Annotated in this window: 16 protein-coding genes; 2 read left to right on the plus strand and 14 right to left on the minus strand. The window is 71.4% G+C overall.

Annotated elements, in window-relative coordinates:
- Positions 1-13: 13 nt before the first annotated feature.
- The 4 genes from ACFQVD_RS44570 to ACFQVD_RS44585 are packed head-to-tail and all read right to left on the minus strand — an operon-like array spanning position 14 to position 4,659.
- Positions 14-2,491 (minus strand): CHAT domain-containing protein, encoded by a 2,478-nt coding sequence (locus tag ACFQVD_RS44570; RefSeq protein ID WP_386274036.1) that lies wholly within the window; start codon positions 2,489-2,491, stop codon positions 14-16.
- Positions 2,492-2,956, minus strand: coding sequence for a hypothetical protein (locus ACFQVD_RS44575; RefSeq protein WP_343967693.1), 465 nt, complete (start codon positions 2,954-2,956; stop codon positions 2,492-2,494). It abuts the gene before it with no gap.
- A complete protein-coding gene (locus ACFQVD_RS44580; protein WP_343967694.1) occupies positions 2,953-3,531 on the minus strand; it encodes an RNA polymerase sigma factor in 579 nt (192 codons plus the stop codon). Before ACFQVD_RS44580 ends, ACFQVD_RS44575 begins: the two co-directional genes overlap by 4 nt.
- 60 nt (positions 3,532-3,591) lie before the next feature.
- Positions 3,592-4,659, minus strand: a complete 1,068-nt coding sequence (locus ACFQVD_RS44585) for a S8 family peptidase (RefSeq protein WP_343967696.1) — start codon at positions 4,657-4,659, stop codon at positions 3,592-3,594.
- 206 nt (positions 4,660-4,865) lie between these two features.
- Between ACFQVD_RS44585 and ACFQVD_RS44590 the strand changes: the two genes are divergently transcribed.
- Positions 4,866-5,360: a DUF3145 domain-containing protein gene (locus tag ACFQVD_RS44590; RefSeq protein ID WP_030920167.1), complete on the plus strand. Its 495-nt coding sequence runs from the start codon at positions 4,866-4,868 to the stop codon at positions 5,358-5,360.
- Between the two features lie 245 nt (positions 5,361-5,605).
- Here ACFQVD_RS44590 and ACFQVD_RS44595 read toward each other — a convergent pair whose 3' ends face one another.
- The 9 genes from ACFQVD_RS44595 to ACFQVD_RS44635 all read right to left on the minus strand — a co-directional run bounded on the left by ACFQVD_RS44595 (position 5,606) and on the right by ACFQVD_RS44635 (position 14,087).
- The gene (locus ACFQVD_RS44595; protein ID WP_343967699.1) at positions 5,606-7,027 is read right to left on the minus strand and encodes an acyl-CoA carboxylase subunit beta; all 1,422 of its coding nucleotides are present in this window, start codon (positions 7,025-7,027) and stop codon (positions 5,606-5,608) included.
- A 13-nt stretch (positions 7,028-7,040) separates the two neighbouring features.
- Complete coding sequence (gene fabF / locus ACFQVD_RS44600; RefSeq protein WP_343967701.1) at positions 7,041-8,273, minus strand: beta-ketoacyl-ACP synthase II; 1,233 nt, start codon at positions 8,271-8,273, stop codon at positions 7,041-7,043.
- Positions 8,274-8,324: 51 nt separating this feature from the next.
- On the minus strand, positions 8,325-8,564 hold the full coding sequence (locus ACFQVD_RS44605; protein ID WP_030920149.1) for an acyl carrier protein: 240 nt from the start codon (positions 8,562-8,564) through the stop codon (positions 8,325-8,327).
- A 65-nt stretch (positions 8,565-8,629) separates the two neighbouring features.
- Complete coding sequence (locus ACFQVD_RS44610; RefSeq protein ID WP_343967705.1) at positions 8,630-9,586, minus strand: beta-ketoacyl-ACP synthase III; 957 nt, start codon at positions 9,584-9,586, stop codon at positions 8,630-8,632.
- Positions 9,587-9,593: 7 nt separating this feature from the next.
- Positions 9,594-10,505, minus strand: a complete 912-nt coding sequence (locus ACFQVD_RS44615; protein WP_343967707.1) for an ACP S-malonyltransferase — start codon at positions 10,503-10,505, stop codon at positions 9,594-9,596.
- A gap of 117 nt (positions 10,506-10,622) precedes the next feature.
- Positions 10,623-11,732 (minus strand): PucR family transcriptional regulator, encoded by a 1,110-nt coding sequence (locus ACFQVD_RS44620; protein WP_051753216.1) that lies wholly within the window; start codon positions 11,730-11,732, stop codon positions 10,623-10,625.
- 232 nt (positions 11,733-11,964) lie between these two features.
- Positions 11,965-12,456, minus strand: coding sequence for a DUF350 domain-containing protein (locus ACFQVD_RS44625; RefSeq protein ID WP_343967709.1), 492 nt, complete (start codon positions 12,454-12,456; stop codon positions 11,965-11,967).
- Positions 12,457-12,478: 22 nt separating this feature from the next.
- Positions 12,479-13,639, minus strand: a complete 1,161-nt coding sequence (locus tag ACFQVD_RS44630; RefSeq protein WP_343967711.1) for a glutathionylspermidine synthase family protein — start codon at positions 13,637-13,639, stop codon at positions 12,479-12,481.
- A 10-nt stretch (positions 13,640-13,649) separates the two neighbouring features.
- A complete protein-coding gene (locus ACFQVD_RS44635; protein ID WP_343967713.1) occupies positions 13,650-14,087 on the minus strand; it encodes a hypothetical protein in 438 nt (145 codons plus the stop codon).
- A gap of 151 nt (positions 14,088-14,238) precedes the next feature.
- Here ACFQVD_RS44635 and ACFQVD_RS44640 point away from each other — a divergent pair, with 151 nt between their 5' ends.
- On the plus strand, positions 14,239-16,089 hold the full coding sequence (locus ACFQVD_RS44640) for a serine/threonine-protein kinase (RefSeq protein WP_343967715.1): 1,851 nt from the start codon (positions 14,239-14,241) through the stop codon (positions 16,087-16,089).
- A gap of 94 nt (positions 16,090-16,183) precedes the next feature.
- Here the strand turns inward: ACFQVD_RS44640 and ACFQVD_RS44645 are convergent, their stop codons facing one another.
- The gene (locus ACFQVD_RS44645) at positions 16,184-17,752 is read right to left on the minus strand and encodes an alpha/beta hydrolase (protein WP_343967717.1); all 1,569 of its coding nucleotides are present in this window, start codon (positions 17,750-17,752) and stop codon (positions 16,184-16,186) included.
- Positions 17,753-17,760: the final 8 nt, after the last annotated feature.

Consider the following 17,760-nt stretch of genomic DNA (forward strand, 5'->3'; position numbering starts at 1 on the left):
GCCGAACGGCCGATCACCCGGGGCCGGTCGCCACCGGCTGATCCCCGCACCCGAAGCAGACGAAGCCCGCCACCCCGGTCTTCCCGCTCGCGGTGGCCAGTGCCCGTGCGGGCGGGGCACCGGCGGCCAGCGCCCCGTGGAAGGCGGTCATCAGAGCCAGCGTCTCCTCGTCGCGCACCGGCACCAGGCTGGCCACCACGCAGCGCGTCCCCAGCGACAGGAACGTGCCCGCCAGCCCCAGCGGCGCCCCGTCGGCCGGGGCGTGCGCCATCCCCGCGTCGCACGCCGACAGCACCACCAGGCCCGGCGGGGTGCGCAGCCGGAGCAGGTCGTACGCCATCAGCGGGCCGTCGTCGAGATCGATGCTCGACAGCAGCGGGCTGCGCGGGGAGAACATTCCGTGCGCGGCCAGGTGCGCCACGTCCGCCCGCTCCAGCGCCGCCATCACCTCCGCCCGCCGAGCCGCCACCCGCTCGGTCCCCGAGTGGCACTCGCCGACCATGCGGGCCTCGGCCTCCGAGTACCGCAGCCCCGGCCCCGCCACCGCGACGACACGCCCGTCCCGCACGGCCGGCACCTGCCCGCCGGCCAGCCAGGCGGCGGCGCTGGCCACCACGCTCACCGGCCGGTCGGCGTTCATCGGCAGCAGTGGCCAGGGCAGGATGTGCAGCGTCCCCGTCGGTACGATCACCAGCGGCCGGTCGCCCAGCCGGTCACGCAGCGGGCGGAAGAGCAGCCGTTCCAGCTCCGCGGCCTCCGCGCCGGATTCCGGAGCTCGGCCATCGAGCAGATGTGTCCTGCGCAGCCCGTACCGGAGGCGGACGGCGGCCTCGGCGACGGTCGCGAACGGGCCGAGGCGGCGCAGCGTCACGCGCTCCCCGGTGACCACGACGGCGGCCAGTTCCGCCTCGTGGCGGACGAACTCCACCAGGACCGACTCGCCGAGCGCCGCCCGCAGCGCGGCCAGGCCGGGCGCGAGCGGCCGGCCCGCACCCCCGGTGACCGCCCGCCACCGCTCGGCCCACGCCAGGACCGTGCGGCCTCGCCCGGTCCGCATGGCGAGGGCCAGCCCGAACTCGGCCAGCGGCTCACCCTCCCTGGCGGCGTGCGCGCGCACCACCGGGTCCGCTAACGCCTTCGTTCCGGACCCCACCTCCGCGAGGCCCGCCAGCACCGCCGCGAACGCCCCCCGCCGGTCGCCGGCCAGGGACCGCCGCAGCGCCGCCGCCTGGCGGGCGACCACTCCGCGACCCGAGCGGGCGAGAAAGGCCAGCTGCCCCTCGGCGGACGGCCGGTCACCCAACCGGAGCGCGAGCTCGGCGGCGCTGAGCCTGAGCGCCGCGGAGGCATCCCGGTGTCCGGCGGAGTCGAGGGCCTCGGCGCACGAGAGCATCTCCGGCACCATCGCCGGTAGCCCGGCGGAGGACGGGTCCAGCGCGAGTCTGGCCCGCAGCAGGATCTCCTCGGCGAGCGGCGTCAGGACCGTCCGCCCCTGCGCGGCCAGCTCACGAGCGGCCAGCTCCGCGCTCTCCCGGGCACGGCGCGGATCTCCGGTGCGCAGCTCGACCCTGGCGAGCAGCAGGCGGGCCTCGGCCAGGGCCACTCCGGCGCCCGCCGCCGCCAACTCGGGAACCGCCATGTCCAGCAGCACCCGGGCCTCGCCGGGCAGATGGGCGGCGACCAGTGCCTCGGCCAGGTCGCAACGGACCGTCGCCAGCCGCTCCGGGTAGTCGAGCAGGATGTCCTGGACACGCCGGTAGGCGGTGAAGGCGGCGGGCAGGTCGCCGCGCCGCGCGGCCAGGAACGGCAGGTTGCCCTCGGCGAGCGCGAGCACGTGCGCGAGGCCCGCGTCCCTCGCCAGCTCCGCGCACCGGCCCAGATCGGCCTCCGCCGCCTCGAACTCCCCGAGGAACACCCGGGCGAGCCCGCGGTTCAGCATCGCCCCGGCCACGAACCTGACGTCGTCGCCGAGGACGGTCATGGCCCGGTCGCAGTGCTCGACGGCCTCGCGGTAGCGGCCGAGCCTCGCCAGCGCCATCGCGCGATGCACGCCGAGCTTGCCCAGTTCGGCCGGGGTCAGACCGGGTTCGGCGTCCGCGGCGATGGCCAGCGCCTGCTCCGGGTGCCCCAGCTCGGTGCGGATGTGGACCAGCGACAGGCGCGCCTGGGCCGCCCGGTGCGGCAGCCCGGCCCGCAGCGAGATCTCCACCGCCCGGTGCAGCCGCTCCTCGGCGAACGGCAGGTCACCGAGCTCACGCGCCGCCACCGCCAGCGCCCGGTGCGCCACCGCCTCCGCCTCGCAGTGCCGGCAGCCCGAGGCCCGCTCCGGCACCGCGCCGCCGTCCGGATCACCCGTCTGACCGGTCGTTCCCCGGCAGGACGCGGGGAGCGAGGCGAGCACGGTACGGGCGAGAGCGAGGGCTCGGGCCGGGTCGCCGCCCGAGAGGTCGACCGCGCGCTCGGCGGCGGCGAGCGCCTCGTCGAAGGCCAACTACGGGCGGATCCGGGTCCAGCTGGTGACCACCGGGAGGCTCTCCGGCCGGTGACACACCACGCTGAACCAGCCCGGCGGCAGGCCGGTGACGGCGAACTGGCCCGTCGGGGACAGGGGGCGCGACTCGGTGAGGTGTGGCGTGCGGATCTCGACCAGCGTGCCCGCCCCGGGACAGGGGGAGATCTGGCCCGCCAGATCGACCAGACCGTCCAGGGAGGTGACCTCCAACTCCACCGTGAGCCCGGCCGCGACGAACCTCAGCAGCCGGGGCTCCTCGGTGGACCGGACGCCCTGTGGCGCGGAGGTGACCACGGGGCGGGCCGTGTCGGCGCCGGGCAGCCGCAGTCCGAAGACCGCGCGGGCGGCGGCCGTCACCTGGGCCGGTACCGGGTCGTTCCCGGAGGCCAGGCGCAGCGCGGCTATCAGGGACTCGTCGTCGATCGTCGTCGGATGCCGCGTCACAATGTCGCCTCCCGAGTGGTGAGCATGGTGCGTAGTCGGTTCAGGCAGCGCCCCCGGGTGGGGCCGTAACTGCCGCTGGGCATGCCCAGACGCCCGGCCAGCTGGCGGACGCCCGCGTCGGGGGCCGTGGCCATCAGCCGGAACAGCGAGCGGCACGGCTCGGGCATCCGGTCGACGGCCTGCCACAGGCGACGGCTCTCGTCGGCGGTCAGCACGGCCAGCGCCGGATCGGCGTGGACGTGCCCGGCGTCGGCCGGCTCGGTGTCCACGCACGCGCGTTCCGCGTCCACCGGGTCGGCGACCAGCCGCTCGCCCCGGTGCCGCCGGCGGAGCAGGGACGCCTCGCGCTTGGCCGTGGTGAACAGCCAGGGGCCGATCCGGTCCGGGTCACGGATGGTGTGCAGGCTTTCGAGCAGCCGTAGCCACGTGCCCTGCACCGCGTCGGCGGCGTCCGCCGGGTTCAGGTCGTAGGCGCGCACCGCCGACCACAGCGCGCCGGTGAAGCGGGTGACCAGCGCGTCCCAGGCCGCTTGGTCGCCGGCCAGGACGGCCTCGATCGTGGGCTGATCGCTCACCGGCACCTCCGGACCACATGGAGCACTGTGGGTGTTCGAGGAAATACTCTGGGTGAGACTTTAGCCGGGTGTGGGCACGACGACTCCCAAATCGGGGATCCGCCCGGCCCTCGCCGGATCGAGGACGTGTTCCGCGGCCTCCCGCGAGGGCCGGTCCGCCGACGCCGCGGCGATCGCCCCGCTCACCAGGGCGGCGGCGAAGGAGGTCCCGCTCCAGCAGGCGTAGCCGCGGAACGCGCCGCGTTCGAGGAAGGTGCTGGACAGCCACTCGCCGCGGGCGCACGCGTCGACCCACGGGCCGTACGCCGAGAACGGGGCCCTGGCCCGCTCCGCCGCGTCCAGTGCTCCGACGGCGATCACCCCGGGCGAGGCGGCGGGCCAGAAGGGGCGGTCCGAGGCGGTGTTGCCCGCGCAGGCCACCGTGACCGTGCCGGCCAGTTCCGCCAGGGCGGCCTCGACCAGCGGGGAGGGGCCGTCGTCGAAGGTGTGCCCGCCGAAGGACAGGTTGAGCACCCGGGGCGGTTCGGCCCTGAGCCGGCCCAGGACGCGCAGCAGCCCGGCCTCGTCCCCGATGCCGTGGCTGTTCAGCATCCGGATCGGCCGCGGCCTCGCCGCCGGGGCCGACCGTAGGACCAACCCGGTGATGAACGTGCCGTGCCCCGCCTGGGGGTCCAGTTCGCCGTCACCGTCCGAGTCGGGCACCTCCGCGGCCTCCTGTCCCCGTTCCAGGAACCACGGGCTCGTCCGCCACCACGGGTGCGACACCAGGCCCGTGTCGGCCAGTGCCACCGTCACGGCGGCCGCGGCGGCCCTGTCCGCGGCGGGCTCGGGCATCGGGAGGGCGCGGCTGGGAAAGGGGCGGGAGGCCGGACCTCCGAAATAGAGCGGCTGGCCTGTCAGCACATGGTTGGGAGAGGCGGGAAACCCCCGTTCCCGCAACGACGCCACCAGGTCGCAGACGTCCACGCCCGATGAGAGCCGCACCCGGTAGATCCCTTGGGCCTCGGTGACGGCGTCGGCCCAGCGGGCGGTGGCGGCCATGCCCGAGGCGTCGGTCAGCAGCTGACCTTTTCTGATCAGGGCGGGCGATCCAGGGATGGGTTCGACCCGTTCCATATCGGTGTCCATCTGGTCCTCCGGGGGTGCTCACCGGCTTGTGGGGGTTCTCGTCGCTCCGAGGATGCCCTGGCCAAGCGTCCGCGTCGCAACATCTTGGTATGACCCCCCTCTGGTGCGATGTCACAACCGACGGTAGTCTCTCCTTCAGTCACTTGTGATCATCCTGGGACGAGGCCGTTGGGGAAGGCGCACCTCGTACCGAAACGGGAGGTCCGGTGTCTGCTCGTGGCGTGCTTTACGTCCACTCAGCGCAGCCTGCGCTGTGCCCTCATATTGAATGGGCGGTCGCAGGTGTTCTTGGCGTCCCCGTAGACCTGACCTGGACTCCACAGCCCGCCGCGCCCGGTCACGTGCGCGCACAGGCCGAGTGGGAGGCCCGTGTGGGTACCGCGGCGGCCATCACCTCATCCCTGATGGGCTGGCAGCGGATCCGCTTCGAGATCACCGAGGACGCCTCACCGGGTGTCGACGGGTCCCGGCACGCCTACACCCCGTCTCTCGGCGCCTTCACGGCCGTCGTCGGGGCCACGGGCGACATCCTGATCCCGGAAGACCGGCTGCGTTCCGCCATGCTGATGGCACGCCAGGGCCGCGTGGTGCTGGAGGAGGAGATCGATCGCCTGCTGGGCAAGCAGTGGGATGCCGAGCTTGAGTCGTTCCGCTACGCGGGGGAGGGCGCACCGGTCCGCTGGCTGCACGCCGCCGTCTGACCCCGGTCCCCGTACCGGGTGTCCCGCCAGGTGGCGTCGGCCCCGCGGGCCCCGGCGACCGGGTTGTGGAGTCCTCGCACGGGGGGTGTGAGGTCCCCCTTCGGCCCTGAGAACCCGCTCGGAGACCGGGCTCCCACGCTCATCCGCCGCTCAGCGGTACCGGTGGCGCCGTCGGCGCTTCGAACCCCGCCACAACGGGTGAGCCCCCGCCCCGGGGATCGGGACGGGGGCTCGGCGAGTGATGTTCAGAGTGGGATGTTGCCGTGCGCGCCCCGTGCGGGGGTCGCCTTGGCCAGGACCCTGGCGATGGCGCCCCGGGTCTCCCCGGGCTTGATGACCTCGTCGATCACGCCGAGCTCGATGGCCCGGTCGAGGCCGCCGGCGAGGATCTCGTGCTCCTCGGCGAGCCTGGTCTCCAGAGCGGCGCGCTCCTCCTCGGGGGCGGCGGCGAGCTCGCGGCGCTTGAGGATGCGGACCGCGGCGACCGCGCCCATGACCGCGATCTGGGTCGTCGGCCAGCCGAACACCTTGGTCGCGCCCAGCGAGCGGGAGTTCATGGCGATGTAGGCGCCGCCGTACGCCTTCCTGGTGACCAGGGTGATCCGCGGCACGGAGGCCTCGGCGAAGGCGTGCAGGAGCTTGGCGCCGCGGCGGACCACACCGTCGTGCTCCTGCCCGACGCCCGGCAGGTAGCCGGGGACGTCGACCAGGACGACCAGCGGCACCCCGAAGGCATCGCACATCCGGACGAACCGTGCGGCCTTCTCCGCCGAGGCGGAGTCGAGGCAGCCGCCCAGGCGCATCGGGTTGTTGGCCACCACGCCCACGGTCCGGCCCCCGAGACGGCCCAGGGTGGTGACGATGTTGGGCGCCCACTTGGCGTGCAGCTCCACGCCCGGCTCGTCGAGCAGGCCCTTGACGAGCGGCTTCACGTCGTAGGCGCGGCGCACGTTCTCGGGCAGCAGGCCGGAGAAGTCGACCTCCTCGACCTCGGTGCGCACCCGGCCCTGGTGGCCGAGGAGCACCGCGAGGCGGCGGGCCTGCAGGTAGGCCTCCGTCTCGGTCCTGGTGACCACGTGGACGACGCCGCTGCGCTTGCTGTGCGGCTCGGGACCCCCCAGGCCGGCCATGTCGATCTGCTCGCCGGTGACGCTGCGGACCACGTCGGGACCGGTGACGAAGATACGGCCCTCGTCGGCCAGGATCACGATGTCGGTCAGCGCCGGGCCGTACGCGGCGCCGCCGGCGGCGGGACCCACGACGACGGACAACTGCGGGATCACCCCTGAGGCGCGGGTCATCGCGGCGAAGACGCGGCCGACCGCGTGCAGTGACTCGACCCCCTCGGCGAGGCGGGCGCCGCCGGAGTGCCAGACGCCGATGATCGGGACTCGCTCGCGGACCGCGACGTCGTAGGCGTGCACGATGTGCTCGCACCCCTCGCTGCCCATCGCACCGCCCTGCACGCGGGCGTCGCTGACGAACGCGACGACCGGCACGCCCTCCACCCGGCCCGTCGCGGCGAGCATGCCGCTGCGGTCGATCGGTGAGATCAGCCGGAGCGAGCCCTCGTCGAGCAGAGCGGAGAGGCGCACCTGGGGGTCACGGGGATCAAGGGGCTCCTGTTCGGAGGCCTCGCTCACCACCCCGTTGTCGAGCACGGTCATCGCGAACCCCTTGTCAGACGCTGGTGAAGGCCACGGCGACGTCGTGTCCGCCGAACCCGAAGGAGTTGTTGATCGCGGCGATCTGGCCACCGGGCAGAGCACGTGGCCCATCGCGCACGATGTCCACCTCGACGCCGTCGTCGAGGTCGTCCAGGTTGATCGTTCCAGGTGCGCGGCGCTCGTGAAGGGCGAGAACCGTGAAGACGGACTCGATGCCGCCGGCGCCGCCGAGCAGGTGACCGGTCATCGACTTGGTGCCGCTGACCAGCGGGTGGTCACCGATGACCTCCTTGATCGCGACCGTCTCCACCACGTCGCCGGCGGGGGTGGAGGTGGAGTGCGCGTTCACGTGCTTGATGTCGCCGCCGGTGAGGCCGGAGTTCTCCAGGGCGCGGCGCATGGCGAGCATGACCCCGGCACCGGTCGGCTCGGGCTGGGCGATGTGGTGGGCGTCGGCCGAGTACCCGACTCCGGCGGCCACCGCGTAGATCGTGGCGCCACGGGTACGGGCGTGCTCCTCCGACTCCAGCACCAGGATGCCGGCCCCCTCGCCGAGGACGAACCCGTCCCGGCCCTTGTCCCAGGGCCTGGAGGCGCGCTGGGGTTCGTCGTTACGGGTCGACATGGCGCGCATGGCGGCGAAGGAGCCGATGTTCAGCGGGTGGATGGCGGCCTCGGTGCCGCCCGCCACGACCACGTCGGCCCGGCCGGAGCGGATCATCTCGATGGCGTACCCGATCGACTCGGCGCCGGTGGCGCAGGCGCTCACGGTGGCGTGGACGCCGGCGCGGGCGCCGACCTCGATGCCGATCCAGCCCGCCGCGCCGTTCGGCATCAGCATGGGCACGGTGAACGGTGAGAGCCGTTGCCAGCCCTTCTCCTTGAAGGTGTCGTAGGCGGCGAGGATCGTGGTGATGCCTCCGATACCGCTGCCCACGACGACACCGAGCCGCTCGGGGTCGACCTTGTCGATCGCGGCGTGCGCCCACGCCTCGCGGGCCGCGACCAGTGCGAACTGCTCGGCCCGGTCCAGCCGCCGGGCCTCCGGCCGGGGCAGGACCTCGGTCGGGTCCACCGCGGCGAAGGCGGCGAACTTCACCGGGACGGAGTCGACCCAGTCCTCGGTGATGTCGCGGACCCCGGACTGACCGGCGAGGAGCGCCGACCAGGTCGAGGCGACGTCTCCACCGAGAGGCGTTGTCGCGCCGAGCCCGGTGACGACGACACGTACCTGGCCTGTACTCACGTTCTGCGCTCCTTATGAATCGCTGGTCTTAGGGGTAAGGATCGAGACGTCTCAGTTCTGGATGAAGTTGATGACGTCCTTGACGTTCTTGAGGTGCTTGAGCTGGTCGTCCGGAATCTCCACGCCGAACTCGTCCTGGGCGGCGACGGCGATCTCGACCATGGACAGCGAGTCGATGTCGAGGTCGTCGACGAAGCTCTTCTCCGGGGTGACCTCGGAGGCCGGGATTCCGGTGATCTCGTTGACGATCTTGCCAATGCCGGCGAGGATCTCCTGCTCGGTCAGAGCCATGTCGCGTGTTCTCCTTGAAATGGGTTTTCTTCTGGCTTTCCGTGCGGCGGGGCCGCGCGGAAGTTCTAGGGGATCTCGATGACCTGACCGGCGTAGGTCAGGCCCGCGCCGAAGCCCAGCAGCAGGGCGAGCCCGCCTGACTGGACCTCGCCGCGTTCGATCATCCGGGACAGGGCGAGGGGGATCGAGGCGGCCGAGGTGTTGCCCGCCAGGACGATGTCCTTGGCGATGACGGCGTTCTCGGCGCCGAGCTTGCGGGCGATCGTCTCGATGATGCGGAGATTGGCCTGGTGGGGCACGAAGGCCGCGAGGTCGGCGGGATCCACCCCGGCGCGCTCGCAGATCTCCTTGGCGACGGGGTGCAGCGCGGTGGTCGCCCAGCGGAACACGGTCTGGCCCTCCTGGTGCAGGAAGGAGTCGCGGTCCTTGATGATGATCGCGTCGAACTTGTCACCGGCGCTGCCCCAGACCACGGGACCGATCCCCGGGGTGTCGGAGGGGCCGACGACCGCCGCGCCCGCGCCGTCGGCGAAGATCACCGCGGTGGCGCGGTCGGTCCAGTCGATCCACTGGGAGAGCTTCTCGGTGCCGACGACGAGTACGTTGGTGGCCGAGCCCGCGCGGATCGCGTCGTTGGCGACCGCGAGCGCGTAGCAGAAACCGGAGCAGGCGGTGTTGACGTCGAACGCGCCGGGAGCGTCGATGCCCAGCCGGGTGGCCACCCGGCCTGCGGCGTTGGGGATCTGGGTCTCCAGCGTGCAGGTGGCGACGATCACCAGGTCGATGTCGGAGACCGACAGGCCGCTCGCGGCGAGCGCCTTGCCGCCCGCCTGTACGGCCAGGTCGATCTCCGATTCGCTGTCCGGGGCGATCCGGCGCTCCTTGATGCCGACCCGGCTCTGGATCCAGGCGTCGTCGGTCTCCATGGTCGCGGACAGGTCGTCGTTGGTGACCACCTGGGAAGGCTGGTAGTGGCCGAAGGCCAGGATCTTCGCGCCCGGAGAACCCTGAGGGATCTTCATTCGTCTGTCACCGCTCCTCATTCGACTGGAGAGCGGCTCGTGCGGCTCCCAGATCGTCGGGGGTCTTCAGGGCGACGGTCGTCACCCCGCGCAGAGCACGCTTGGCCAGGCCGGTGAGCGTGCCGCCGGGGACAAGTTCGATCATGGTGGTGACGCCGCGCTCGGCCATCGTGGCCATGCAGGCGTCCCAGCGCACCGGGTTGGCGACCTGGGTGACCAGGCGCTCCAGGAAGTCGGCACCGCTCGTGACCGCCGCGCCGTCGCTGTTGGACAGTAGGGTGACGGCGGGGTCGGCCGGGGTGAGGTCCGAGGTGGCCTCGCGCAGGCTGTCGACGGCGGAGGCCATGTGCACGGTGTGGAACGCGCCGGCGACCGACAGCGGGATCACCCGGGCGCGGGCGGGCGGCTCCGCCTTGAAGGCCGCCAGTTGCTCCAGCGTGCCGCCGACGACGATCTGCCCGGCGCCGTTGACGTTGGCGGGAGTGAGCCCGTTGGCGGCGATGGCCGCGAGGACCTCCTCCTCGACCCCGCCGAGGACGGCGGACATGCCGGTCTCGGTGATGGCCGCGGCCTTGGCCATGGCCTGGCCGCGCTCGCGGACGAGGCCGAGGGCCTGTTCGGGCGTGAGCACCCCGGCCAGGGCCGCGGCGGTGAACTCACCCACGCTGTGTCCGGCGACGATGTCGGGAGAGGCTCCCAGGACCTCGGCGACGGCCAGTCCGGCGGCCACGAGCAGGGGCTGCGCGACGGCGGTGTCACGGATCTCGTCCGCGTCGGCGGTGGTCCCGTAGGCGATCAGATCGAGTCCGGCCAGCTCCGACCAAGCGGTCAGCCGGTCGGCCAGGCCCGGTAGTTCGAGCCATGGACTGAGGAAGCCTGGAGTCTGGGCACCCTGGCCCGGAGCGACGATGACGAGCACGAAATCCAGCCTGCCCTGTAGAGGTTCAATACTCGGATAGAGATCCAGACGAAGTTTGTCCCCAGTTTTTTGTAGGGAACCTACAGTGGGGGTTTCGTGGAAGTTAAGTAAAGCCTGCTACGTCACCGGCGTTTCCGATAGGCGTCCGAGGATCAGTCCCACCTGCAGAGTGAAGGCGGATCGCCCCTCGGTCGGCTGGTAACCGGTCAACTCGGTGATCTTACGCAGACGGTAGCGCACCGTGTTCGGATGGACGAACAGCAGCCGTGCCGTCGCCTCCAGGGAGGTGCCCTGTTCCAGGTAGGTCGCCAGGGTGTCGAGCAGCGGCGTGCCGATCAGCGGCTGGTAGACGTTCTCGATCAGCTGTGCCCTGGCGTCGGCGTCACCGTCCAGGGCCCGTTCGGCCAGCAGGTCCTCGGCGTGGACCGGCCTGGGCGCGTCCGGCCACCCCGCGGCCGCCCGCAGCCCGGCCATCGCCGCCCGCGCCGATCTGGCGGCCGAGTGCAGGTCCGCCACCTCGGGCCCGATCACGATCGGCCCGTTTCCGAAACGCGGCACCACGTGCCTGGCCGCGGCGGCGACGCTGTCCGCACCGCCCACGATCACGATCAGCCGGTCGCCCTGCACACCGGCCAGCATGTCCAGACCGGACCTGCGGCCCCGGTCGCGCAGCGCGTCTATCACCGCCTGCGGGTCGTCGTCGGGCGTCTGTCCCGCCAGTACCACGACGGGCGTGGAGGTCCAGCCGAGCGCGGCGGCCCAGGAGTGCAGGCCGTCGTCGACCTCCCCCCTGACCAGGGCGTCCACGATCAGCGCCTCCAGTCGCGCGTCCCAGGCGCCGCGCGCCTCGGCCTCCCGCGCGTACACCTGCGCGGCGGCGAACGCGACGTCGCGGGTGTAGCGGAGCATCGCCTGCTGGAGCTGGTCATCGCCGCCGGGCGCCGCCAGTTCCTCGGTCTGTGCCTCGACCACCTCGACCACGACCCGCACGATGTCGACCGTCTGCTGCAGCGAGATGGACCGCTTCAGCTCCCTGGGCGCGGTGCCGAAGAACTCGATGCTGGGCGTCGGTCGGCCCTCGCCGGCGTGCTGGAACCACTCCACGAAGGCGGCGATCCCGGCCTGCGCGACCAGCCCGACCCAGGATCTGTCCTCCGCGGAGAGCGCGCGAAACCACATCAGCCGGTCGTCCATCCGGGACATGGCGGCCGTGCTCAGCGTGCCCATGGCCCGTTCCAGCCGGCGCGTGGTGTCCTCCCTGACCCGGTCGGAGTCGAGATCCCTCTCATCCGACCCGGTCACGACGTCGCTGTGCCTGACCGCTCGCTCGCTCCGTTCCCTCACGCCACTAAGAGTGCCAGGTCGTCGGAGATGCACCAGCCATGGTTCCCGACAGCGCAAGACCCTCGATCTTGTACATCCGGCACGATCGGGTCCCCCGCGGCGGACGCGACCGCACTCAGACGACAGCGACGGCGGTGATCAGTCCGATGGCCAGGTGGGTGACCGCCAGCAGCCGGGCACCCGGCTGGAGGTCGGGCTCCTTGACCAGTTCGCGCACCGAGACCCCCGCCACCTTGTCGAAGGCGATCATCGCCACGGTCTGTACGGCGATGCCGACCAGGCCGAAGACCAGTGTCGCGAGCAGGCCCTCGTGCAGGGCACCGCCGGAGGACCAGATGGAGGCCGCGACGATCAATCCGAGGGCGGCCAGCCCCGAACAGGCGAGCAGTGTGGCGTTGGGGTTGCGGTCCTCCTTGATCAGCCGGCTGAGCTTGCCGGGGATGGCCATGTCGATCACATAGAAGCCGATGATCAGCAGGATCACGCCGAGGGCGGCGTAGGAGGCGATCGCGAGCGCGCCGCGTCCGAGGATTTCGGCGATCGACAGCGTCTCGCCGCCGGGCGCGGAGGGCAGGAGCGTCACGGCCGGGATGGGGGTGGGACTCATGGCTTCATTCTCTTTCCAGGACTCAGAGCTCGATGCGGTGCGGAACGAATGACGACGTGTCGTCGGTGATGAACCCTGAGGTCTCGCGGATGCCGACACCCGCCGCCTCGTCGTGGACCACCCAGGCGCCGAGCACGGGACGCCAGCCGTCGAAGACAGGCAGTGCCTGGAACTCCTGGTAGACGTGCCCCTCGGCGCCGTAGCCGCCCGAGGTCTCGACGCGCTCGCCGGGGGCGACGATCCGCATGTTCGCGCCCTCGCGGCCGAGCAACGGCTTGGCGATGTACGAGGACATGTCGCGGGGGCCGTCGAGATAGGCGGGCAGCAGGTTCGGGTGGCCCGGATACAGCTCCCAGAGCACCGCGAGCAGCGCCTTGTTGGACAGCAGCATCTTCCATAGCGGCTCGATCCAGGTCATCGAGACCTGCTGGCGCACCGCCCGTGTTCCGAACGGATCGGCGACCGCCCACTCCCACGGGTACAGCTTGCAGAGCGAGCGGATCACCCGGCGCTCCATGTCGACGAAGCGCAGGTTGAGGTCGTCCCAGCCGATGTCCTCCATGGCCAGCGCGACGGTCTTGAGGCCGGCCTGGTCGGCGGTCTCCTGCAGGTAGGCGAGGGTCATCGCCTCCTCGCCTGAGGTGTCCATGTTGGTCCAGGCGAAGTGCGTGGGTCCGGTGGGCAGGCCGGTCGAGATCTGCTGCCACCTGGCGATCAGTCGTTCGTGGATGGAGTTCCACTGGTCGTCGTCGGGATAGCGGTCGCGCAGCCAGAACCACTGCACCACCGAGCTCTCCAGCAGGCTGGTGGGGGTGTCGGCGTTGTACTCCAGCATCTTGGCCGGACCGGTCCCGTCGTAGCGCAGGTCGAACCGGCCGAACAGGTGCGGGTCGTTCCGCCTCCAGGAGGCGGCGATCTCCGGGGCCACCCACTCCGGGATCGCGAAGTCGGCGTAGCGGTTCTTCGCGATGACGTGTTCCACGGCGTGCAGGCACATTCGGTGCAGTTCCTCGACCTGGTTCTCCAGATCCAGGACCTCGTCCATGGAGAAGACGTACTGCGCGCTCTCGTCCCAGTACGGGCGGGTGAGGCCTTCGGGGTGCGCCGAGCGATGGTAGGCCAGGCCGTGGCCCTCGATGATGCTCTCCCAGTTGTCGCGGGGGAGTGAGGTCTCGCGTCTCATCTGTGCCGGATCAGCTCCCGCTACCCGACCCGCTGCGCCCGCCGAAGCCGCCCCGCTGGATCACGGTGCCCTTGCCGCTGGTGATTCTGACGTCCGAGGGGCGCACGGTGGTCCCCTGCCGGATGTACACGCCGTTCCTGGCGCCGCCGTAGTACCAGCCGTAGGCACCGTGTGACCCGTGGTAACCGCTACCGCCGTCGTCGTCGCAGAGGTCCTCGTCCACCACCTCGTAGGTGCCGTCCGGCTGGCGGCTGTTGAGGTCGACGCACTCGGCGCCCACCTCCTCGTAGTCCTGCTGCGCGGAGCAGTAGCCGACCAGAAGCAGAGAGACGACGCCGATCCCGGTGATGGTGACCACCGTGGAAGCCTTGATCCCGGAGGGCTTGGCCGGCGGTTTGCCGGGAAGGTTCTGCGGTGCGGCTAGCGGGTGTTTTGGTGGTTGGGCCATTGAACTCCAATGAGATGCGTCGGCCTAGGCTATCGATGCTGTTTTGTCGGTTCAACCGCCGGATGGAGTCAGGGCGGGGATCACCGTTGCGCATCCATGGGAGATCTCGTCCGACCGTCCCGGCGAGGAAGGGTGATCGTTCCCCCGTCCGATGTGTAATGTTCTGGCAAAGCACAGGGAACGAGGGGTCCGCGGTGCCGGAGATCAGACCGTTGCGGCCGGGGGATCCGCCGCGACTGGGGGAGTACTCGCTCAGGGGCAGGCTGGGGAGGGTGGTCAGGGAGTCGTCTACCTCGGGGAGTCCGAGGGCGGCGAGCGCGCCGCCATCAAGCTGCTACACGTGCGCTTCACCGAGGAGGTCCACGCGCGCGCCCGCTTCGCCCGCGAGCTGGCGGCGGCTCGCCGGGTGGCCCCCTTCTGCACCGCCCGGGTGCTCGCCGCCGACCTCGACGGCGAGACGCCCTACATCGCGAGCGAACTGATCGAGGGCCCGTCGCTGCGCCGGGTCGTCGAACGCGACGGACCGCTGTCCGGTGAGGCACTGGAACGCCTGGCCATCGGCACCGCCACCGCGCTGACCGCGATCCACCACGCGGGCATCGCGCACCGGGATTTCAAGCCCGACAACGTCATGCTCGCCGCGGACGGCCCCCGGGTGGTCGACTTCGGCATCGCGAAGATCATCGATGAGAGCGGGACGATCACCACTCGCGCGGTCGGCACCCCCGCCTACATGGCGCCGGAGCAGATCGCCGGAGAGCGGGTCGGGTTTCCCGCCGACGTGTTCGCCTGGGGCTCGACCATCGTCTTCACCGCCACCGGAAAGGCGCCTTTCGGGAGCGACACGATCGTGGCGACGCTCAACCGTGTCATCAACCACGAGGCCGACCTGAGCGCCCTGCCCGACGGGCTGCGCGAGCTCGTCGCCGCCTGCCTGAGCAAGGAGCAGAAGCTCAGGCCCACCTCGGACGTGCTGTTGAAACGCCTGCTCGGCCACCCGGTGGACGAGGCGGAGGCGTCCGAGGAGGTGCTGGCCGAGGGCGTGCAGGCCGCCACAGTGGATCTGACGCGGCCACAGGAGCCGGTCAGGCGCGGCCGGAGGCGGGTCGCGATCGCCGGCGGGCTCGCCGTCCTCGGCGGGGTCGGCGCCTTCCTGGCCGTCCAGTTCGGTTTCCCGCCCGGCGGGCGGGCCGAGCCCACCCGTCCGCCGTCATCGTCCCCCTCGGCCACGGCCGAGGTCACGAAGGTCTCCACGGGCTCGCCGCTGCTCGATCGGATCAAGGCCACCGGCAGGCTCCGGGTGGGTTACCGCGGCGGGCTGCCGGGGATCTCGCTGGGCGACGACCCACCCCGCGGATTCGAGGCCGACGTGGCCGCCCACCTGGCTAAGGCCCTGTCGGTGCGCGCCGGCGGTCTCACCTTCGTGCCCGTGGGCTACGCGGCCAGGGAGGAGGCGGTCGAGAGGGGCAAGGTCGATCTGGTGATCTCCAACCTTTCGATCGACGACGCCGACCGCGGCCGGGCCGCCTTCGCCGGGCCGTACTACGTCGCCCACCGTGACGTGCTGGTCCGCGCCAGTGCGAAGATCGACGACTTGGAGGACCTGCGGGACAGGAGGATCTGCCTGTCGAACGGCCAGACCACGGGCACGATGATCCGGGACAGGGGCGTCGACTTCGTCGCGGTGCGGGCCGACGATCCCGCCCAGTGCGCGGTGCAGGTGGCCGATGGCCGCGCCGACGCCATGGTCGGCGACGACCTGCTGATCGCCGGCTTCGGCGCCCGCCTGCGCGGCATCAAGGTCAAGATCGTCGGAGTCAGGCTCACCACGGAACGGTACGGTGTGGCACTTCGAACCGGCGATCCGGTGGCCTGCCGGAGGATCAACGAAGTGATCACGTCCATGTACGCGGACGGAACCCTGGCGAGCCTGCTCGAAAGTCACCTGGGCAGAGTCGACTTCCGCTTCGAAACCGCGCTGCCCCGACTGGAGACCTGCTAGGCCCTCTCCCGCGAACGGTGAGGTGACCCCCGGCGGCGCGGGGAGGCGTCACCAGGGCGATCGCGGCGGGCAGAGGATTCAGGGGAGGGTCACCTCAGGAGTTCGAGCAGGTGACCCCCTTCGCGGGAACCTTCCCGTCGATCAGGTAGGCGTCGGTCACCTTGCCGATGCAGGCGTCACCGGACAGGTAGGCGCCGTGCCCCTCGCCCTTGTAGGTCACCAGCACGCCCGTCCTGAGTTCCGAGGTCAGTTTCGGAGCCCACTCGTACGGGGTGGCGGGGTCACCGGTGCCGCCGATCACCATGATCGGGGCCGAGCCCGTGGCGTTGACCCGCCTGGCCTCGTCACTGCCGGGGACCGGCCACATCGAGCAGATCAGGCCCATTCCGCTGCCGCCGAACAGCGGGGAGACCTTCATCGTCTCGGCCTCGACCGTGGCCAGCTGCTCGGGGGTGGGCCGTTCCGCGGTGTCGACGCAACTGATCGCCGGGAAACTGCTCATGAGCGTCGTGTAGCTGCCGTCGGGCAGGCGGCCGTTGTAACTGTCGGCCATCGCCAGCAGGATCCGTCCGTCACCCTTGATCGCCTGACCCAGCGCCTGGTCGAGCAGCGGCCAGGTCATCTCCGAGTACAGCGCGGCGGCGATGCCGGTGCCCGCCAGCCCCTGCGTCAGGGTGCGGCCACCGACCTTGAGCGGCTCGTCCCTCAGGTCGTCCATGAGTTTCTCGACGTTCTTGTTCGCGAGGGTCACGTCGGTGCCGATCTCGCACTGACCGGGTTCCTGCACGCAGTCCTTCAGGAAGGCGTCGTAGGCCTGCTGGAAGCCCTTCGTCTGGACCATCGTGCGATCGGCCAGGGACACGCTCGGGTCCAGCGGGGCGTCCAGCACGAACCGGCCCACGTTCTTCGGGAACCTGGTCGCGTAGACCGCGCCGAGTTGCGTCCCGTACGAGATGCCGAAGTAGTTCAGTTTCCTCTCGCCCAGGGCCGCGCGGAGGCGGTCCATGTCCGCGGCGGCGTTCACCGTGCCGACATAGGGCAGCAGCCTGCCCGAGGTCTGCCCGCAGGCCGTCGTGAACTCCCTGGTGGTCTGCCGGATCTCGGCGCGATCGGCGTCGTTGGTGGGCAGGGTGTTCATCGAGGTGAACTTGTCCATCATCGCGTTGCCGCCGCACCGGACGCCCGAACTGCGGCCGACCCCGCGGGGGTCGAAGCTGACCAGGTCGTAGCGGCGGTTCAGATTGGTGAAGGCCTTGGCGGCCTGGGCGAGGGTGTCGACCCCCGAGGCGCCGGGACCGCCGAAGTTGAAGACCAGCGAGCCGATCCGCTTACCGGGACCCGAGGCCTTGACGCGGATGACGGCGATGTCGATGGACTCGCCGTCCGGCCTGGTGTAGTCGAGCGGGACCTTGAGCTTCCCGCACTGCTGCGCGCGTTCGGACCGAGCGGGGGGCTGGCCGCCGGGTCGCTTGATGTCGGTGCACGGACCCCAGACGATCGTCCCCGAGGGCGCGGCCGAGGGCGTCCCCGAGGGCGCGGCCGTCGCCGTCGCGGAGGCGCCCGCGGCGACATGCTTTCCGCCGTCGCCGTCGCCGCCGCCGCAGGCGGCCAGCGCGGTTGACAGGGCGGTGACCGTCGCGGCCGCCCTAAGGATTCTTGCCATGGAAAAGC

The sequence above is a fragment of the Streptosporangium amethystogenes subsp. fukuiense genome (genome assembly GCF_042665875.1).
Taxonomy (GTDB): Bacteria; Actinomycetota; Actinomycetes; order Streptosporangiales; family Streptosporangiaceae; genus Streptosporangium; species Streptosporangium fukuiense.

Coding starts and splice junctions, on each gene's coding strand:
- ACFQVD_RS44595 (WP_343967699.1), bottom strand. CDS start 7,027: ATGACCGTGCTCGACAACGGGGTGGTGAGCGAGGCCTCCGAACAGGAG.
- ACFQVD_RS44640 (WP_343967715.1), top strand. CDS start 14,239: ATGTGTAATGTTCTGGCAAAGCACAGGGAACGAGGGGTCCGCGGTGCC.
- ACFQVD_RS44630 (WP_343967711.1), bottom strand. CDS start 13,639: ATGAGACGCGAGACCTCACTCCCCCGCGACAACTGGGAGAGCATCATC.
- ACFQVD_RS44610 (WP_343967705.1), bottom strand. CDS start 9,586: ATGAAGATCCCTCAGGGTTCTCCGGGCGCGAAGATCCTGGCCTTCGGC.
- ACFQVD_RS44625 (WP_343967709.1), bottom strand. CDS start 12,456: ATGAGTCCCACCCCCATCCCGGCCGTGACGCTCCTGCCCTCCGCGCCC.
- ACFQVD_RS44635 (WP_343967713.1), bottom strand. CDS start 14,087: ATGGCCCAACCACCAAAACACCCGCTAGCCGCACCGCAGAACCTTCCC.
- ACFQVD_RS44620 (WP_051753216.1), bottom strand. CDS start 11,732: ATGGGCACGCTGAGCACGGCCGCCATGTCCCGGATGGACGACCGGCTG.
- ACFQVD_RS44645 (WP_343967717.1), bottom strand. CDS start 17,752: ATGGCAAGAATCCTTAGGGCGGCCGCGACGGTCACCGCCCTGTCAACC.
- ACFQVD_RS44605 (WP_030920149.1), bottom strand. CDS start 8,564: ATGGCTCTGACCGAGCAGGAGATCCTCGCCGGCATTGGCAAGATCGTC.
- ACFQVD_RS44585 (WP_343967696.1), bottom strand. CDS start 4,659: ATGGACACCGATATGGAACGGGTCGAACCCATCCCTGGATCGCCCGCC.